This window comes from Mesonia maritima, from assembly GCF_042433895.1.
GTDB classification, from domain to species: Bacteria; Bacteroidota; Bacteroidia; order Flavobacteriales; family Flavobacteriaceae; genus Mesonia; species Mesonia maritima.
Genome location: NZ_JBHLUA010000027.1, coordinates 148,230 through 166,803, shown reverse-complemented (window position 1 = coordinate 166,803; position 18,574 = coordinate 148,230). Strand labels below are relative to the sequence as shown.

Below are 18,574 nucleotides of genomic sequence, written 5' to 3'. Positions count from 1 at the left end.
AGAAGCGGCGAATTAGCCGTTTCTTTGTTCATGCAGCTGTATATATTTATAATAATTACAACGCTATTAATCGTAAAACCTACGGTTAATGCGTTATTTTTATCTGAACTTACCGCAGCAAATCTTCCTTACGCTTATTTATTAGTTGCGGTTGTGGCAGTTTGCAGTTCTTATTTTTACAACCGTGCATTAAAGAAATTTTCCCTTTTGCAGATTATTCGGGTTACGTTGCTAATTTCCGGATTGGTATTTTTATCACTAAAAGTACTTTTAAACTTACATTATTTTTCTGAAAGCTTACTTTATTTCTACTACGTTTGGGTTGCTTTATTTGCGGTTTTAAGTACTTCTCAATTTTGGGTTTTAGCTAATTTGGTTTATAATATTCGCGAAGCAAAACGATTATTTGGTTTTATTGGCGCGGGAGCCATCGCAGGCGGAATCGTTGGCGGTTACTTAACAAATCTCTTTGCACCTTTAATAGGAAACGATAATTTAATGATTATCGCAGCAATATTAATTATCAGTTGTATTCCTATTTCTAATATAATTTGGAAAAAAAGGGTTCGCCAGTTAGGGGTTTTTCGTCAAAAACAACGAACCTATGCGACGAATGAATCTTCCTTTAAACTCATTTTACAATCAAAACACCTTACCTATATCGCCGGAATTATAGGAATGAGCGTTTTAGTCGCCAAACTGGTCGATTTTCAATTTAGTGATATTGCTTCCCGCGAAATTCCCGATTCAGAAGATCTCGCTTCCTTTTTTGGTTTTTGGTTTTCAACGTTCAATTTAGCTTCGTTGGCGATTCAGTTATTTTTTACCAGAAAAGTAGTTGGCGTTTGGGGCGTGGCTTCCACCTTAATGATTCTTCCGATCGCTATTGGAGTCGCCGCAATTTTATTTATCGTTTTTCCTGAATTATGGGTGGTAATTTTAGTAAAAGCAATGGATGGAAGTTTAAAACAATCGGTTAATAAATCAGCTTCAGAATTATTGGTTTTACCCGTTCCTACGGAAGTAAAAAATAAAACAAAATCGTTTATTGACGTTGTTGTCGATAGTGTTGCTACAGGTTTAGCAGGATGTTTATTGATTTTTGTAATTAAAGGTTTTCAATTTGAAGCACGCGAAGTTTCCATTCTCATTGTTTTATTATTAGGAATTTGGCTCTTTTTTATCTACAAAATCAGAGGAACGTATTTTGAATCTTTCCGAGAAAATTTAATCAGTTTTACTGAAAAAAATAAACTGAATAAAAAGAATAAATCCTCTAAAAAAGTCAGTACTAAAGAGACAATTATTAAAGTTTTATCGACTGGTGAAGATTCTGAAATTTTATTTATGCTGAATAAAGTAAAAGAAATTTCAGATAAACGGTTAAGAGATTTGGTGATTAAATTACTCTCGCATTCAAACCCAGAAATTCAAGCTGCGGCGATCGAAAATCTATATTTTCTCGATAAAGGAACGGCAATCGAAAAAGTTCAAGAATTAATTCATGTTGAAAATGATAAAGTTGTACTCGCCGCGATGCAGTATTTACTCACACATACTGATATTAACGACTTGCGTATTTTCGATGCGTATTTAAACCACGAGAACGATTATATTTCTTCTGCGGCGCTATTTTGTTTAGCACGCGAATCACGTGACAATCCAATTTTGGCGAAGCGTTATAATTTATCATTACGGATCGATATGGGAATTCGTGATTTAAATTTACCGAGCGAAAATCATCGACCACAAGAAACCATAGAATTAATTCAAGCGATTGGTTATGCAGGAATTCCAAAATATTTTTCATTTATTTCAGCGCATTTTAATAACATTGACGATAAAGTAATTTTAGCCGCGATAAAAGCCGCAGGAATTAGTACAAGTCCTATTTTTATTGGCGATTTGCTGAATTTCTTAACTCAAAAAGAGTACAGAAAAGCCGCGCAAGAAGCTTTAATTTCGTACGGTTCGGGAATAATGAAAGTATTAATGCTGAAGCTGAAAATGGATGAAATTAAAGATAACGCCAAACAATTTATTCCACAAATTATCGGTGCTTTTAAAGATCAAAACGCGGTAAATAATCTTTTTAAATTACTGCGGAATAAAGATATTATTGTTCGTTTGGAAGCCGCAAATATCTTGAACGATATTAAACAAGAAAAACCCGAATTAAAATTTAGCAAACGCGATGTGGTTCGGTTAATTCTATCAGAATGTAAATTGTATCATTACACTTTATCGGCGATGTATTTGCAAAAGCATATTTCAAAAAAATATAAATTATCGGAAGCGAGCGATGAACTTACTGAAGAATTTTCTGCTCGCGGAAGTTTAATTGAATTACTCGAAAAGCGTTTAGATAGTGGTTTAGAGCAAATTTTTAAATTGTTAGGCTTACATTATCAACAAAAGGATATTGAAATTGCTTACCACGGAATTTTAAGTGAAAAACAAGATATTCGCGCCAATGCAATTGAGTTTTTAGATAACTTGCTTCATCCGAATTTAAAAAACGCGTTATTGCCTTTAGTTGAAAATACAATTTTAAGCTCTTCAACTCAACATTTAGATGAATCGATGCAAATTATTCCTAGTGAATATGAATGTTTTAAAATGCTTTTAAAAGGAAAAGATCTTAAAATTAAATTAGCGGTTTTATACTTAATTAGAAGAATAAATAACGCAAAATATTTTAAACTTGTCGCGCCTTTATTGCACCATCCTAATAAAAAAATTAGAACATTTGCAGCAAAAGCACAAGAAGCGATGAATGCTGCTTAATTATTTTTTTCGGTGATTGCTTTGTCAATATCAGAAGCTAAAATCATATGGTCGTAAGCTGAATTTTTCCGTAAAACATTTGTCATTAAACAAACCATATATTTTGCGCCATTTGGATGTTCAACAATAGCCACCGAATTCATATAATTATACACATTTCCGGCATATTCACCACAAGTTTTTCCGTTACTTCTATCGCAAGAATATAAACTTCCCGATTTAAAATAAACCGCGGCATCACGAAGTCGGGGAGAATAGGCATACCGAATTCTTCTGTCGGTCATATACATTAAGCGTTTAATTTCTAAACTCGATTCTTGGTCGACTACTTTTCCTTGTTCTAATTGAACCAAATATTTCATTAAACCGAGTGGCGTTCCAATACTTCCGCCAATATCCCCAACATATTTATTTGCTCCGGAAGTAAAAAAGCTTCCTAAACGCCATTCATCTCTAGAAATATTTAATTTTTGAAGCGGATCATTTACCAAATCGTTGGCTAATTTCGTTAATTCTTTTCTTGGCGTTTCTTGAAAATATGCGTCCGCTTCTTCTTGGGTAATATATTCGTATTGATCTTTAAAAGCTGCCATTAACATTGCTTCTCGCCAAACTACGCTCGCAGCGCCATTATTACTTACAGACATTACGTGATCTGCCCATTCATATAGCGAAAAAACGTCATCAGCTTTTACTTTTCTCTTCACCAAACGATCTTTTTCAATATCATAATCTGGAATGGTATGATGATCGTAAAGTGCCCAATTTCCGGCTTTCACACGCTTATTTCTTAGTAAGGCTTTTCTTGCTTCCCAAGATTCGGGACAAATATTTCGAAGTTGAGTGAAAAGCGCGGTGATTACGGTCAATTTTCCCACACTTCCGGGTTGATAGCCTAAATTTTCTTTGAAACCGGCGTATTTTATATTTTCCAAATCGGTCATATCTAAAATAGTTGCCGAATAATTTCCGCCGGGAATCACTTTGGCTAATTTTTCAGCGAAAGCTTTATCTTCCGTTAAAAATTCTTCAACAGGTTTCTCTTTTATTTTGGTTAAATTCAATTCTATACAATTTAACGGAAGTTGCGCACCTTTTGGTAAATCTAAGGTTTTGGTAGAATCATTTGCAATACGTTCTAAACGCAACAAACGGCTAATTCCTGTGGAACTGTAACCGTCGATTGGGTAATAATTTGCGGTAGTAAAGGCAAATAAGAATAAAGAAATAAAAAGTACAGCAATAATTTTTAAAGTAAATCGCATAATTATAAGTTAGTTTCTAAAGAAATAAGTTGTTCGTTATCTATAGTTGGCGTAATCGATTTTAAATACGTTGAACTTTTCGCATTTTTATTTTCTACGAAAGGTCTAATCTGGAAAAGCCATAATTTATCATTCTGAAAACCGAGTTCCACATCATACGGACCGGTATTTTCTTTTGAAGTTCGTTCCGGTAAAATTTTGCGGATATCCTTCGCCATTTTTCGGATTGCGTTTATATTTTTTTCAGATAAAATGGGTTTATCGAAACTGGAATATTTTTTGGTTAAACCGCCTTCAGTAGGTAAGCGGTTGTAAGAAGCTTCTCTTGCAGGCGATAACAATTGTGCGCCTTTTTCAATATCGATTAACCAGGTTTCTGCAGATTGACCATCAACAGCGCCACCGGCGCCGCGGCTAAATGCTACGGTTAGATCATTTTCATTATCGTTATTAATTCCTTTGGTAATCATAACACCGGAATAATCTACATCTACCGATGGAATAATTAAAATTGACGGATAAACATTTTCAGGATTTTCTAAAAAACGCTGGCGCCATTTAAAACTACGTTCGGTATATGGTGAAGCCCAAACGTCTTTGATTCCTTGAACTATTTTCGCTTCATCGCGAACATTAAAAACCGTTAAATTTAATCCCGCTCCAGTGAAATTTGGCAGATCTTCCATATTAGTATCGCTTCTAAGAAATACCGGAACATTTCCGAGGGGTTGTTCAAAATTATCGTAAAAACTTTCAGCTAAATACGTTTTAAAATCTTCTTGAAGCGGCATATTTTTTATCGCGGTTTGCAATTGAAATAAGCGATCTAGTTGACATAATTCTATTTCTTCTTCAGGAATATCATTTTCTCGCATCTGTTCTGCTTGCGCAAAAGTTGCTTTTAAATAATCCCAATACGAGCCTTCTTGCAAGGGCATTTTTTGGTTCATATGCTGTCGAAAAACACCAAAAGGAATCACCACACCATCGACTACTTTTTCGGGAAACATCATTTTTAACTGACCTAAATTTGCGGCTTTTGGACCACAAATCTTACCTGAATCTGAAGCGTCCACTTGACTTAATGGAATTGGAACTTGACAGGTTAAGTCAATTTTTTCTGTGGGAACGTTTATTTTTTCTTTCTGTTTTTCTTCTGAAGCAAATAAATCTTCTTCTTCATTCTCCATATCGTCGGCTTCTTTCATTACCACAGTTCCTTTTTCAGAAACAGCAAAAAATATTTTTTCGCCTTCATATTTTTGAAGTTGTTCTAAATTTTCAGCAGAAATCACAGCGTTGGGAATTCCTAAATTTCGCGCTAATAATTGTACGTGCGAAACTAAATTTCCTTCGGCAACGGTTAAAATTCCTGCAATGGGTTTTAAATCTGAAGGTGGTTTTTGAAAAATGTAAATTTTATTAGGGTTTACATCAATTTCAGTTGAAGTTCCGCTAATAATTTCTAATTCGCCTAAAGCATAACCTGGATTTAATCCGCGAATTGAACTTTGATTATTCAACTTAAATACTTTGTTTTCCAACGAAGCTTTTTCAGCAATAAAATCGCCTAATTCGCTTACACTTTTCCCCAATTGCAAGGCGATTGAAGAACGAAGTCTATCGTCTATAAAACTGTTTGCTTTCGGCTCGAATGCTTCATATTTTTCGACTACATCGCCATAAATTGCTTTTACCATAGAAGCGCTCCATTCTACTTGGCTACGTGCGATAGTTAATTTTTGTTGCAGATTTTCTAAGGTAATTTCATCGGTTTGTTGTAACTGTAAATAGTGATCTACGCTGTTCCATTCCCACCATTCTACAAATCCTGCGCTGGCTGAAGCTAAACTTAAGGCGTAAATTTTATCGAGTTGTTCTCTTAAATTTTCGGGTTTCCATTCGGGCGCGGTTCTAAAAATTATTTCTTCTAGTTTTAAGGAAATATCAAGCGCAACAAGTTGGTCTGAGGTACTTTGAACTTCGGTTAATTGTGTTCTAATATCGCACATTAAATTTGCAGCGTTTTCAATTAAAATTGAATTATTTTCACGATTTGCAGCGTTGGTAGAAAAATTTTCTAGCTTGTTTCGTAAATAGGAATCTTTAGGAAATACGGTTGCTTTTTGGGCAAACCAGTTTAAATCTATAGGGGCGTAAAATTTTTGTAATGAATTTTGAAGCGAATCTAATTGCTGAAGTTCAGTTTTACTTAACTTATCGCTGTTTTTTTCTCTAAAGTTTTTAACCAATTTAATGTCGCTTTCTTCAGGTTGACTGTGAAGTTTGGTGCGAACATCCATAAAACGGGAATTATTATCGGCAATTACTTTGGAAAGATTTCTAATTTTTTGCGCGGTTTGGTCGCTTCCGCTATGTGGAATATTTTTAAGGCTTTGGCGAATTAAAAAGAAATTTTCTTCAATTTTTTGATTATCTAGTAATAACCAGTTGTAAAAATCGATTCCCCATTCTTCTTCATCTTCAGATTGAATTGCACCACGATAAAATTGCGCTTTTTCCATAATCCAACCATTGTCAATATTCATTAAATATTGATTGAGTTGGTATTGTTTTAAGCGCGAATGTTGATTGTTTGCATCCCAAAAATCTCCTTTATCGGTATAGGCTAAAATATCGGCGAAAAAAATATGGTTTTCTTCTTGAAGTCTTTCTACAATAGGTTTGTAACTCGCATGTTGAATTCCGCCAATTTTATCGGGACAAGGATCTTTGGAATCTCTTTTGGTACCATCATCACAAAACCATTCAATTTTCAAATAAGGTCCGCGGTGAAGTGTTTTAAATTCTTCAATTAAAGAACGTATTTTTTCATCGGAAAGTTCTTGACTATTACTTAAGGTAGAAAAAAATAGTAAAAAGGTTAAAATGAATATTTTGTAAACAAGTGGTGATGGTAATTTCATTAGAGGAAAAAGTTTGTGCCAAAGTACAATTCTTCCTTATAAAGTTAGCCTCACATCTTGTTAAAACACTATTAAAGAAATGTTTGTAAGCTCTTAAAATTAGAGTTCCAGCTTTTTTAATTCGCGATAATTCTGTTTTAGTTTTTTCAATAGAATTCCGTAGAGAAGGGAGTAAATTCCCCAAATAACCAGTAAAATTATAGAAGTTATAATTACTCCTAAGGCGACTACTTTATACCAATTTATCTTATCTGGATTTACGTGTAATTCTGCCGGCGGATACATAAATACAAAAATGAACACTAGCAAGGACGTAATTCCTGCGGAAATCAAAATATATAAAATATAGTATTTTACCACTTTACGTGTTTTTAAAATATTTCGCATTAATTGTGAAGCGCTGTCGGTTGCAGAAATCGATTTAAAATTTTTATAGAAATAATAAATAAATACAAATGTGATGAGGTAACTTACACCATACAAGATAATGATAGCGGTTTTTAAATGAAGATTTTCAAGATCTCTCCAGAATTTTTCATCCATCGTAAAGACATTCAAAACTACGCCCAAACCGAGTTCTATCACGCTAATGATAAAAATCCATTTCACGATAGAAGAAGATTTTTTCAATAACATCGGGTAAAGCTCTGTTGCTTTATAATGCGGAAGGTTTACTTCTTGCTTCTTCCAATCTTTTTTTAATAATTCTAATTCGTCCATCTGCTACGGATTTAAGATACTTCTCAATTTCTTTTTAATTCTGTTCATTTTCACTCTAGCGTTTACTTCGCTAATTCCCAACGTATCTGAAATTTCATTGTAATTTTTATCTTCTAAATAAAGAAATACAAGTGCTTTGTCAATATCATTCAATTCGTGAAGCGCTGCATACATTACCGAAAGTTGTTTTTCAGTAGTATCGTCGTATTCTTCGGCTTTTATTCTAAAAAGCACCGAATCGAAATCTTGTGTTTTTATGCTTCGTTTTGATTTTCGGTAAAGTGTAATCGCGGTATTTAATGCCACGCGATACATCCACGTACTAAATTTAGATTCTCCCCTAAATTTTGGGTAAGCTTTCCATAATTGAATTGTAATTTCCTGAAAAAGATCATTATGCGCATCTTGGTTATTGGTATATAACCGACAAATTTTATGCACGATGTTCTGGTGTTTTTCCAGTAATTCAACGAAATTATGTTCAAGTTCTTTGGTCACAAATCTAAGTTAGCTATTACATAAGTAGTCATTAAGATAATTTTGTTACAACAAAGTTCAGAAATTATAGAAACCCTAACATATTAATACATGCTAGCATCTTAACTTTGTATAAAATAAGATTTTATGAACATCCCAAAATCCGATTTACCTCGCGTAGTAATTATTGGCGGTGGTTTTGCCGGAATGCATCTTGCACGTAAACTCATGAAAACCAAACGGTTTCAAGTAGTATTACTCGATAAAAGAAATTACCACACCTTTCAACCGCTTCTTTATCAGGTTTCTACATCAGGTTTAGAACCAGATTCTATCGCTTATCCGTTAAGGAAGATTACCACCAATAAAAATAATGCGTTTTTCCGTTTAGCTGAAGTTACTTCAATTGATGCTGAACATACAACCATTTATTCAGATATTGGGGAATTAGCTTACGATTATTTAGTAATTGCCACGGGTTCTAAAACTAATTTCTTCGGAAACGATAGCATTGAAAAAAATGGAATGTGGATGAAAACAATTCCGCAGGCATTAAATATTCGAAGTTTAATTTTAGAAAATTTAGAAGAAGCGACCATTACGACCGATAAAAAAGCACGGGAAGCTTTGCTGAATTTTGTAATTGCAGGAGCGGGACCAACCGGAGTAGAATTAAGCGGAGCAATTGCTGAAGTTAGAAATAACGTTGTTCCAAAAGATTACCCGGATATTGATGTAAATGAAATAAAAATTCATCTCTTAGAAGGTTTAGAACGTGTTTTACCGCCAATGAGCGAGACTGCTTCTAAGAAAGCTGAAAAATTCTTAAAAGAATTAGGTGTTCAAATTCATTTGAATACCATGGTTAAAGAATATGATGGTAAAACGGTAAAAACCAATAGCGATTTAGAGTTTGAAACCAGTACATTTATCTGGAGCGCCGGTGTAACGGGATCTCCGGTAAAAGGTTTAAACGCTAGCGCAATGGTTGAAAAAGCCAATCGATATGAAGTAAATGTTTTTAATCAAGTAAACGGATATGAAAATGTTTTCGCCATTGGTGATATCGCTTTAATGAAAAGTGAAAAATATCCGAAAGGACATCCAATGGTGGCGCAACCTGCAATTCAGCAAGGAGAACATTTGGCTAAAAATTTAGAACGTCTTGCAGAAAAGAAAAAATTAGAACCATTTTCTTATCGCGATAAAGGAACGATGGCAACTATTGGTAGAAATCGCGCGGTTGTAGATTTAAATAAATCGACTTTTGGTGGCGGATTAGCTTGGTTTATGTGGATGTTTGTTCACCTTTGGTTTTTAGTAGGATTCAGAAATAGAATTGTAACGTTCTTTAATTGGACCTACAGTTATATAAATTTCGATCGTGCAGCAAGACTAATTATTCGTCCGTTTAAACGTGAAAAAGAGAAAGAACAAGTGGTAGAACAAGACTAATTTTTTCGCTGAATAGATAAAAAACGAAGCAAGGTTTTAATTTTTTTTATTCCGAAGATAGTTAATACTGAAATACAGGCGGCTGTTCCTAAAGCGCCGCCAAAACCATTAAAGAAACTACTGGCATTTAAATAAAGAATAGTGAAAATTATTCCTGCAAAACTCACTTCAACATACGTATGAAGAATTTTTTTATTTACCATTCCTACAAACGAAGTGCCGAAAAATAGGAAAGGAATATTTTCGTGAAAACTTGACGATAAAATATCAGGAAAACTGTAAAAAATTATTCCCACAATTAATGAAGGTAATGCAGAAGCTTTTACAGCATCTAGCCCTAATCTTCGGGTTAAAAAATAGGGGAGAACCGCGCCAATAACTCCGGTGATGAAGTACAAAATTATTTCCATTAAAACACGAATATATAAAGTGAAAAAATAGCTAAGCAAACACCGGTAAATGCGATAGTTCCTAATTTTCCGCCGAAACCATTTAAATTTTGAAGCGAAAGGCAATACACGATTCCGCCAAGAAATGAAGCAAAACAGATAAGTAGGTAATGATTTTCCGCGAGCGGTTGACACATTCCTATAAAAGTTCCGCAGTAAATTGCTGTTCGAAGTTGCTTACCTTCATTTTTTCCGAAGAAATTTTTAGGAATAAAGCTTCCCAACAATCCAATTGTAGAAGCGCCAATTACCGTTCCGAAGTTTAATGTTAAACTTACAAAAGTTGTAGCTAAAGCTCCTAAAAGTACAGCGATAATAAGATACCAATTCCCAAATTTTAAAGAATTGTTTTTCTGAAAAAGGTAAAAATAGCCTAATGAAATAACGAGCATTAAACTCATACTTATTCCACCGATATAAATTGAATTTTTTTCTTCCGCAGCTATATGGTAAAGAAATAGTAAGTGAATAATATAAATTAACAATAGCGGAAAAACAGCTCGTTTATATGTATTTCTTTTTTTAATGGTTTAACTATTGAATGTTTGAATTGCAAAGATTGGGTTTTTCTTTTATATATGAGAATAAAAAAACCACCGAATATTCGGTGGTTTTTTTGGTTGTTTAGTTGGTGAAAAATATTATTCAATAATTAATTTCTGTACTTGACCTAACTGATTTCTAACAATATAAGTCCCTTGATTTAAGGCTGAAATATTTATATAAGCTGCATTTGTTGCTTCTTTAATTTTTCTTCCTTGAATATCAAATAAAGAATAGGAAGTAGGTTCAGCAAAAAATACTTTATCTGTTTTCGCCGGATTAGGATAGATTACAAATTTAGATACTTTTTCATTGAAATTTTTAGTTGATAAAGTGACATTATCTAGCGTATAAACACTAATTGTAGCGCTTACTTCGTTTGCGATAACAATTAATCCTTTTTCTTCTGAATTATTTTCAGGAGCGATATAAACTATACTTTCTGGAGCTAAATCTCCTAAATTTGCAATTTCGTCTTCGCCAGGCGTTACACTTCTGTTATTAAAATAGCCTTCAAAAACCGGAGCGTTTGGGTTAGAAACATTATAAACCATAAAACCGCCAACTCTTTCTAAAGCGATAAAAGCATAGAATTCATTATTTATTTCCTGAATGATTACCGCTTCAGGTTCTGGACCTTTATTGTCGCTTCTGTTTTTTAATTCATTCTCATCATCTGTAGCATTAAAAATTGCGTTATAGGTAGGATCTTCTTCAATAATACGTTCAAAATCTGAACCGCTATCGTAAACTTGCGTTCCTGTTGAAGCATCGTAAATACTAAATGATCTTCCTCCAAATACATGAATTTCTTCAAATTCACCATCATTATCAATATCACCAGAAACTTCGCTTATGGTAATTTTTCCTAAGTTTTCGTTTAATTCTAAAAAATCTTGATTTGAAAAAATTGAAGTATCTAAGGTAATATCTTCTAAATCTACTTCTTCTTCAAAGGTATCATACTCTCTTGCATCACCTTCGTTTGCCGTAACAAAATAAGTTGTTCCGTTCACCGTGTAATTTGCAATAGCATCTGGCATATACATTCCTTTAATTGGCCAATTTGCCATAAAGATAAAATCTGTTTTGTTAGAAGTATCTAAAGCATTTTCCGGTAAACTATGATCTTTTAAACCTAGAGGCAAAATATCAGAAATTTGCATAGAAGTAATATCGAGTACCGCAATCGCATTATTTTCTTGTAAGGTAATCCAAGCAGTTTGCGAATCGCTAGAAACCGTAATGTATTCCGGCTCTAAATCTTGAGAAACACTTGCGTTTGGTCCAAAAATTCTAATATTATCCGCTTTTAATTGGGCTTCCTGTGCATCATAAGCATTAAAATTTACGGAAGTAACATTTGTTTGTGTAAGATTAGCAACACCGCTACTTAAATCTACAATTGAAATTGTTCCTTCAGGATCGATGGAATAATCTGAATTTGGTTCACCTTCGTTAGCTACTAAAAGTTTAGTTCCGTCTGGAGTAAAGGTTACCATATCGGGTAAAGAACCAGCTTCAACCGTAGAAAGAATAGTTCCGTCGGTATCCATAAATACGATTATTCCGTTTTCATTAATATCATCTGGAACTGCGGTTGCGGCTACAATTCCGTTATGAACAGCAACGCTTGTTCCGCTGTCACCGTAAGTTGATAAATCGATAGTGTTTAAAGAAGTTATGTTCAATGGATTACTGAAATCTAAGACTTCTATAGAAGCATTTCCGCTATTCATCACAAATAAACGTTGCGTTGCAGCATCATGCGCTACAATTTCTGAACCGGGATTTGAACCTGTTATCGCATAGCTCATTCCGAAATTTATTCCTAACGTGTTTGCTGCCGTAGGCGCGTGGTTTTCATCGTCTAAAATATAAACAACGTGAGCACTATTTTCACCTAACTCTGTATTAGTAGTATTGGTTATTCCTAAGGCTAATAAAGTATCTGGTTCAGCATCACTATTATTAGGAATAGTAACAGTAATATCTTGTGTTAAATTTCCGGTAGGAGTGAAGGTTAGCGTTTGCGTAGAATAAGTATAATGTTGCCCGGAAACAGCCGTACTTTCATCAGTTAAAACTGAAACTTCTACCGTAGCGTCTGTGGTTGGTATAGCTGAAATTAATACACTAATGGTTGCGGTTCCTTCATCTTCATTTACACTTATATATTCTTCTTCAAAATTTACTTCAGGTAATTGTACTGTTTGAAAGCTTCCCAAATTTACTAAAGTACTTAAAGCTGAAGCAGAATTACATAAACCTTCATTATCTAAGGCATCTAAAGCGCCGAATGTCCAATTGGAAGCGTCAAAATTTCCGTTGTTTGCTGTGCTGCCTGTATTTCTTAAATAGTAAGTGTCTTGGTGTTCCCAAGCTGTTCCGCTTCCATCTACATTTTCTTCACCAAATCGATCGATTACATTTGAATTCGTATCAATTATTTGAAAAGCATCATCTCCATTAGAACTGATTACTGAATTTTCTATGACATTTGTTGTAATCCCAAATTCAGCAGTAAAAATAGCTTGATCATTGGTAAGGTAAATAAATTCATCTGTAATTGTTGCTAAAGAAGACAAATCGATATCGGTAGTAAATCCGCCGCCGTTAGCTTGTCGCTGAACTTTCCATCCGGTAAGATCTATTGTTCCGTCAATATAAATTTCTAAAACTCGTCCATCAGCTGAAGGACAAGGAGAGTCAACATAACCAGTAATGATAGCTTCTTGGGCAAACGTCGCCAAGCAAAAAAAGCTCATTACCATACTTAAGTAAGCGTTTTTCATTATAAAAATAGTTTAGTTTAATATTGCCTCAAAAGTACTGGTAGAAGAAAAGAATTAGCTGAAATTTACTTTATCTTAGGTTTATATAATTTTAAAGTTGAACTAAAATAAAGCGCTATTTTACATTCTGTAAACATTTTAATAGTTGAAAATTTACATTCGCTTCAATTCTTAATGAGTAACTTTTTCATTTCAGTACTAAAAAATAACAGTTCAGCTAAAAATTATTTAGTATAGCTAATTGTTGATGCATCTTTGTTTTAAATAATTATGGATGCTTTAGTATCTTGTTGATTTATAAAATTATGTCGTTTAAACCTATTATTATATTAACCCGAGTCGCATTAATTGTTACCTTAATAATTGTTGTGTTACGATTTGTTTTTTCAGGATTTAAAACCAGCATTTTATTAGATTTTGAAGGAATGTTTATCAATTTCATGTATGCTTTTGTGCTTACGGTGGTAAACTTTCTGTATTTCTTTTTGCTTGAAAAAAAATTAGATTGGAGCACACAAGGGAGATTACGGTTTATTGTTGGCGTGGCGGGTTCAATTTTACTAACCACTTTGGCTTTTGGACTTTGCCGATTTTTTCATGTAGTAATTGTAAAAGAGAAATACAATTTTTCTGAATTTTTAGCCCAAGAAAGCATTTCGACTTACTTTTTTCCCTTGTTACTTTCAACGATTGTAAGTCTCTTTTTTCACGCTTTTTACTTCTACAAAGAGATACAAGATAATAAAGTAACTGAACAAAAAATAATTGCGGGAACTGCTTCTGCGAAATTCGATGCCTTAAAAAATCAATTAGATCCTCATTTTTTATTCAATAGTTTAAATGTGTTAAGCGCTTTAATTGATGAAAACCCAAATGCTGCACAAAAATTTACGGCTTCGTTATCTAAGGTTTATCGGTATGTGTTAGAACAAAAAAATAAGGAATTGGTAAGTTTAGAAGAAGAATTGCGATTTGCCGAAGTTTATTTAAGCCTTTTAAAAACCCGGTTTGAAAATAGTATACAATGTGTTTTGCCGAAAAAGTTAAATAATCCGGAAGCTAAGATTGTTCCGTTATCACTTCAATTATTATTAGAAAACGCGGTGAAACATAATGTGGTTTCCGTAGAAAATCCGTTACGAATAGAAATTCTAGAAGAAAATGATGTGCTAATTATAAAAAATAATTTGCAGAAAAAATCGGTAATACAAAAAGGAGTAGGAGTTGGGCTAAAAAATATTCAGCAACGTTATGAACTATTGACTTCCAGAAAAGTAAGTATTAATTCAACTAAAAAAAGTTTCGAGATACAATTGCCTTTGCTTACCAAAATAGTAGGCGTGGTCGATAAAAAAGAGATCAATCAATCAAAATTAGACCGTATGAATAAATATTCTATCGCGCAAAATCGTGTGAAAGAAGAGAAAGAATTTTATAACAACTTAACAGCTTATGTAATTGTTATTCCGTTTCTATTTTTTGTAAATTATATGAGTAACGGACTAGATTTTCTATGGTTTCTTTTTCCCGCTTTTGGTTGGGGATTTGGCGTCGCGTACCATTATATGGAAACATTCGATAAGAATCCGTTTTTTTCTAAGAAATGGGAAGAACGTAAAATAAAAGAATTTTTAAATAACGATAAAAAGTAATAATTATGGAATCAAATTACGAAAAACGCTATTACGAAGCAAAAGAACGCGTAAAAGAACTGAAAGATTTTTATATCCATTTAATAGTTTACGTACTGGTTATTGGTTTTTTAGCCGTTATAAATTTTGGTTTTAGTAATACAAATTATCCGTGGTTTTTATGGCCGGCAGCCGGTTGGGGAATCGGAATTGCTTTTCAAGCTGCGAGTGTTTTTAGAATAAATCCTTTTTTCGATAAACGTTGGGAAGAGAAAAAAGTGCAGCAATATCTGCAAGAAGAGGAAGAGAAAGAAGTTCAACAACGTTGGGAATAAAAGTATGAAAGTTATAATTATTGAAGACGAAAAACCTTCAGCAAGACGTTTACAACGAATGTTGGCAAAACTGAATGTAAATGTTGAGGTGTTATTGCATTCTGTAAATCAATCCATTACTTGGTTTTTAGAAAATCAAGAACCTGATTTAATATTTTTAGATGTTCAGTTAAGTGACGGGCTTTCCTTCGAAATTTTTGAAGAAGTTTCCATAAACAGCGCGATAATTTTTACCACCGCTTACGATGAATATGCCATTAAAGCTTTTAAATTAAACAGCATCGATTATTTACTAAAACCGATTGATGAAGATGAGCTGAAAACTGCGGTAGATAAATTTAGAAAAAGTGTAAATCCAGATCAGGTTAGTAAGCAAATATCAAATCTTCAGGAATTAATTTCAGAAAAAAATAGTGAGAAGAATTACAAAAAACGTTTTGTAACTAAAGTAGGTTCGCATTTAAAAATGATTCCTACTGAAGAAATAGTATGTTTTTATAGTGAAAATAAAGGAACTTATTTGCAAACTGAAACCAACAGAAACTACTTACTCGATACGAGTTTAGAAAATTTGGAAGACGAATTAAACCCTGATTTATTTTTTAGGGTAAATCGGCAATTTTTTGTTAATATTAATTACCTAGAAGACATTCTGGCTTACAGTAATAGTCGCTTAAAACTTCAATTAAAAAATAGTAAACAAGAAATTATTGTAAGCCGAGAACGTGTAAAAGATTTTAAAAATTGGTTAGCAAATTAACTTGATAATCAAGATTTAAAATCTTTTGTCTTCTCTAGAAATTAAAATATTATTCCACTAGTAAATTTATTTTTTAATAAACTTCTTTGTAGAACTTGTTCCGTTTTCAGTTTCCATTTTTATAAAATAAATTCCTTCAGCTAAAGTAGAAACGTCAATTGTGTTTTTTTCAATCTCAGTATTTTCAGTGATCACTTGTCCTAAAGCATTATAAATTGAAAACGAAGAAATTATTTGTGAGGTTTTAATGTTAAGTTTCTCTTCAACCGGATTTGGGTAAAGTGAAATAGCCGCTAATTGAAAAGATTCATTACTTAAGTTTTCTGGTGTAAATCTATAAACGGTTCCGTTTGGAATATCATTGTTTAAGTATCCTAAATCCAACTCATTTCCACTAGCAATTTCTGTTACGGTAGGAGAAGCTGGATCGCCGGAAAGCATATAAACATTCTTACTAGTTTCCTCTAAATTACCATCATAACCTAAGAGCAAAAATGCGGTCGGACCACTGTTACCCTCATAAGATTCACTAGGATTTTCGATAGAACTAGGTCCATAACGATATTCTATAATATTGCTGCCTTCATATAACCATAACTGCATGTTTATAAAATCTTGATTAGTTCCATCATTTAAAAAACCGGCATTGTTCCATTCTAATTTAAAAATTCTATTTCCTGAATTTCCCTCTACAGTATAAGAAATGTTAGAGAGTGAAGAATTTGGGCTTTCCGTGCCACGATCTTCTATATCATTACTAATAACGGCGAAATCCATAAATTCTGTCTCAAATATTTGCTGATCGGTTATTTCTCCTCCGTAGCCAATATCTTCAGAAAAATAAATTGTTGATAAGGTTTTACCCGCAATTTCAAAGTCAAAACCAATGGGGATTGTAAAATCAGGATCGTCCCAATAATTTCCATTATTTAAGGAGGTGCTATTGGTTAAATCTGCATAATTTTCATTTGTAGCAGAAAAATTATAGGTAAAATTATTTTGGGCATTTATACTGAATGCCAGTAAAATAAGGACAAAAAGTAAAGTAGTTTTTTTCATTTTTTTATATATTAAAGATTGGTAAATATAAAATAAAAATGATTCCACAAATTTTTTTATTCAATTTTATTTTCATTGAATGCAGAAGGCAATAATTGTGGGATAAACTTAATGAGAATGGGCAATAAAACACTTCCACCGGGTAAAATAAAAATCGCCAAAGACGGGACAGATTTGCAAATATCTAACAGCTGACTTTTAACTTTTTGCTTTTCAATTTCATTGAGTTCTGTCCGGGTAGATTTGCTCAATAAAACGACCAATTCTTTGCTTTCACTTAGTTCTGTAATTAGCCTTTTTTTATTCCGCAGTATTAAAACGCGAACCATTCTATGCGTGTTTTTATAGAAGTGTTTTACCGCGTTGCTATAACTAAAATAAGTAATTTGCGATTTATGTTTCTTTAAAAAGAAGACCATATTGTCGATCGCTTCGGTTACAATTTTTTCAGAAAAGGAAAGTGCTTTGCCGAGTTTTTTAAGAAACAAAAGTTCGTTTTCTTCTAATTCTTCATCGCTAAAAACGGTAATACAGGCTAAATCTAGCAGGTATTTTTTTTCTGAATAAGATTGTAAAGTCGAAAAGTTTAATTCTTCAAAAGTGCTGAGTGTTGATGTTATTTTGGTGTAGCGGAGCGAATTTTGTAATAAGCGTAAAATTAATTTTTCATAGTTATTTTTCATTCCTTTTTCTTCAAACGCTAATAAAACAGTGTTGGTAAATAAAGCTTCTAAACGCTGACTATAGGCAAACGGATCTTCTTCAGTTTCTAAATAATGCTGAAAAGCCAACACATCGATATATAATAATGCGTTGGTAATTAAATTGCTGAAGTTTTTCTGAACTAAATTTTCATTAGTTTGAATGCGATGTTGAAGAATTTTCTCCAGCTTTTCTTCCGAAGAACTTTTAAAAAGGGAAATTTTAAAAAAAGAATTATTTTGTTTCTCTAGCAATTTATAAAAAGCCACAATTTTTTCTAAGCAATCTTGTTTTGTTGGATTTTCGCTAGAAGCGTAATAGGTAACTACCAACGAATCGAATAAATTTATTTTAGTAATTTCTTCCGTAGTTAAATCTACCAGCACTTTTTCATTTTGATACGTTAAAGTAGAAACACTGTTGGCATAGATAAATCCCGTTGCTCGTAGATTTTCATAAAACGCTTCAGCAGAATATTTCTTTTCAGAAAATAAAATTGCTTTTGGAAAGTGTTTGTTAATCCAACCTGAGGCTGAAGGATTCATAGTAAATGGCTTAAGTTAAATAATCAGGCAAAATATTTTTAGAAAATAAAAAACCAAAGATATTAAAACTTCGTAAATGTAATACATAACGTGAGCGTTCAAAATTGCTATGAAATTGACGCAA

14 protein-coding genes are annotated in these 18,574 nt (G+C 33.0%); 5 read left to right on the top strand and 9 right to left on the bottom strand.

The window, feature by feature from the left end:
• The first annotated feature begins 30 nt into the window (after positions 1 to 30).
• Complete coding sequence (locus tag ACFFGL_RS14395) at positions 31 to 2,787, top strand: Npt1/Npt2 family nucleotide transporter (RefSeq protein WP_309727748.1); 2,757 nt, start codon at positions 31 to 33, stop codon at positions 2,785 to 2,787.
• On the opposite strand, the gene ACFFGL_RS14390 is transcribed toward ACFFGL_RS14395, so the two are convergent.
• The 4 genes from ACFFGL_RS14390 to ACFFGL_RS14375 all read right to left on the bottom strand — a co-directional run bounded on the left by ACFFGL_RS14390 (position 2,784) and on the right by ACFFGL_RS14375 (position 8,197).
• Positions 2,784 to 4,052 carry a serine hydrolase gene (locus tag ACFFGL_RS14390; RefSeq protein WP_309727747.1) on the bottom strand — a complete coding sequence of 423 codons (1,269 nt, stop codon included), beginning with the start codon at positions 4,050 to 4,052 and terminating at the stop codon, positions 2,784 to 2,786. The genes ACFFGL_RS14395 and ACFFGL_RS14390 overlap by 4 nt on opposite strands.
• Positions 4,053 to 4,054: 2 nt before the next feature.
• Complete coding sequence (locus ACFFGL_RS14385) at positions 4,055 to 6,979, bottom strand: PEP/pyruvate-binding domain-containing protein (RefSeq protein WP_309727746.1); 2,925 nt, start codon at positions 6,977 to 6,979, stop codon at positions 4,055 to 4,057.
• Positions 6,980 to 7,078: 99 nt separating this feature from the next.
• A complete protein-coding gene (locus ACFFGL_RS14380) occupies positions 7,079 to 7,699 on the bottom strand; it encodes a hypothetical protein (RefSeq protein ID WP_309727745.1) in 621 nt (206 codons plus the stop codon).
• Between the two features lie 3 nt (positions 7,700 to 7,702).
• Positions 7,703 to 8,197, bottom strand: a complete 495-nt coding sequence (locus tag ACFFGL_RS14375) for an RNA polymerase sigma factor (protein WP_309727744.1) — start codon at positions 8,195 to 8,197, stop codon at positions 7,703 to 7,705.
• Between the two features lie 126 nt (positions 8,198 to 8,323).
• On the opposite strand from ACFFGL_RS14375, the gene ACFFGL_RS14370 reads away from it, so the two are divergent.
• Entirely contained in the window at positions 8,324 to 9,631 is a 1,308-nt protein-coding gene (locus tag ACFFGL_RS14370; RefSeq protein ID WP_309727743.1) for an NAD(P)/FAD-dependent oxidoreductase, read from the top strand.
• On the opposite strand, the gene ACFFGL_RS14365 is transcribed toward ACFFGL_RS14370, so the two are convergent.
• From ACFFGL_RS14365 to ACFFGL_RS14355, 3 genes are all read right to left on the bottom strand, one after another.
• Entirely contained in the window at positions 9,628 to 10,041 is a 414-nt protein-coding gene (locus ACFFGL_RS14365; RefSeq protein WP_309727742.1) for a hypothetical protein, read from the bottom strand. The two genes, ACFFGL_RS14370 and ACFFGL_RS14365, sit on opposite strands and share 4 nt — an antisense overlap.
• On the bottom strand, positions 10,041 to 10,481 hold the full coding sequence (locus ACFFGL_RS14360) for a hypothetical protein (RefSeq protein ID WP_378928674.1): 441 nt from the start codon (positions 10,479 to 10,481) through the stop codon (positions 10,041 to 10,043). The genes ACFFGL_RS14365 and ACFFGL_RS14360 overlap by 1 nt, the downstream gene beginning before the upstream one ends.
• Positions 10,482 to 10,721: 240 nt before the next feature.
• Positions 10,722 to 13,418, bottom strand: coding sequence for a choice-of-anchor I family protein (locus ACFFGL_RS14355; RefSeq protein WP_309727740.1), 2,697 nt, complete (start codon positions 13,416 to 13,418; stop codon positions 10,722 to 10,724).
• 305 nt (positions 13,419 to 13,723) lie between these two features.
• On the opposite strand from ACFFGL_RS14355, the gene ACFFGL_RS14350 reads away from it, so the two are divergent.
• The 3 genes from ACFFGL_RS14350 to ACFFGL_RS14340 are packed head-to-tail and all read left to right on the top strand — an operon-like array spanning position 13,724 to position 16,144.
• Entirely contained in the window at positions 13,724 to 15,070 is a 1,347-nt protein-coding gene (locus ACFFGL_RS14350) for a 2TM domain-containing protein (RefSeq protein WP_309727739.1), read from the top strand.
• A 5-nt stretch (positions 15,071 to 15,075) separates the two neighbouring features.
• On the top strand, positions 15,076 to 15,384 hold the full coding sequence (locus ACFFGL_RS14345) for a 2TM domain-containing protein (RefSeq protein WP_309727738.1): 309 nt from the start codon (positions 15,076 to 15,078) through the stop codon (positions 15,382 to 15,384).
• A 4-nt stretch (positions 15,385 to 15,388) separates the two neighbouring features.
• Complete coding sequence (locus ACFFGL_RS14340; RefSeq protein ID WP_309727737.1) at positions 15,389 to 16,144, top strand: LytR/AlgR family response regulator transcription factor; 756 nt, start codon at positions 15,389 to 15,391, stop codon at positions 16,142 to 16,144.
• A 66-nt stretch (positions 16,145 to 16,210) separates the two neighbouring features.
• Here the strand turns inward: ACFFGL_RS14340 and ACFFGL_RS14335 are convergent, their stop codons facing one another.
• Complete coding sequence (locus tag ACFFGL_RS14335) at positions 16,211 to 17,203, bottom strand: T9SS type A sorting domain-containing protein (RefSeq protein WP_309727736.1); 993 nt, start codon at positions 17,201 to 17,203, stop codon at positions 16,211 to 16,213.
• Between the two features lie 56 nt (positions 17,204 to 17,259).
• Positions 17,260 to 18,450 carry an LETM1-related biofilm-associated protein gene (locus tag ACFFGL_RS14330; protein ID WP_309727735.1) on the bottom strand — a complete coding sequence of 397 codons (1,191 nt, stop codon included), beginning with the start codon at positions 18,448 to 18,450 and terminating at the stop codon, positions 17,260 to 17,262.
• Positions 18,451 to 18,574 lie beyond the last annotated feature (124 nt).

Bases quoted from the DNA above. Each gene is read 5' to 3' on its own strand.
- ACFFGL_RS14395 (WP_309727748.1), top strand. From the start codon at position 31: ATGCAGCTGTATATATTTATAATAATTACAACGCTATTAATCGTAAAA.
- ACFFGL_RS14390 (WP_309727747.1), bottom strand. From the start codon at position 4,052: ATGCGATTTACTTTAAAAATTATTGCTGTACTTTTTATTTCTTTATTC.
- ACFFGL_RS14385 (WP_309727746.1), bottom strand. From the start codon at position 6,979: ATGAAATTACCATCACCACTTGTTTACAAAATATTCATTTTAACCTTT.
- ACFFGL_RS14380 (WP_309727745.1), bottom strand. From the start codon at position 7,699: ATGGACGAATTAGAATTATTAAAAAAAGATTGGAAGAAGCAAGAAGTA.
- ACFFGL_RS14370 (WP_309727743.1), top strand. From the start codon at position 8,324: ATGAACATCCCAAAATCCGATTTACCTCGCGTAGTAATTATTGGCGGT.
- ACFFGL_RS14365 (WP_309727742.1), bottom strand. From the start codon at position 10,041: ATGGAAATAATTTTGTACTTCATCACCGGAGTTATTGGCGCGGTTCTC.
- ACFFGL_RS14360 (WP_378928674.1), bottom strand. From the start codon at position 10,481: ATGAGTTTAATGCTCGTTATTTCATTAGGCTATTTTTACCTTTTTCAG.
- ACFFGL_RS14355 (WP_309727740.1), bottom strand. From the start codon at position 13,418: ATGAAAAACGCTTACTTAAGTATGGTAATGAGCTTTTTTTGCTTGGCG.
- ACFFGL_RS14350 (WP_309727739.1), top strand. From the start codon at position 13,724: ATGTCGTTTAAACCTATTATTATATTAACCCGAGTCGCATTAATTGTT.
- ACFFGL_RS14345 (WP_309727738.1), top strand. From the start codon at position 15,076: ATGGAATCAAATTACGAAAAACGCTATTACGAAGCAAAAGAACGCGTA.
- ACFFGL_RS14340 (WP_309727737.1), top strand. From the start codon at position 15,389: ATGAAAGTTATAATTATTGAAGACGAAAAACCTTCAGCAAGACGTTTA.
- ACFFGL_RS14335 (WP_309727736.1), bottom strand. From the start codon at position 17,203: ATGAAAAAAACTACTTTACTTTTTGTCCTTATTTTACTGGCATTCAGT.
- ACFFGL_RS14330 (WP_309727735.1), bottom strand. From the start codon at position 18,450: ATGAATCCTTCAGCCTCAGGTTGGATTAACAAACACTTTCCAAAAGCA.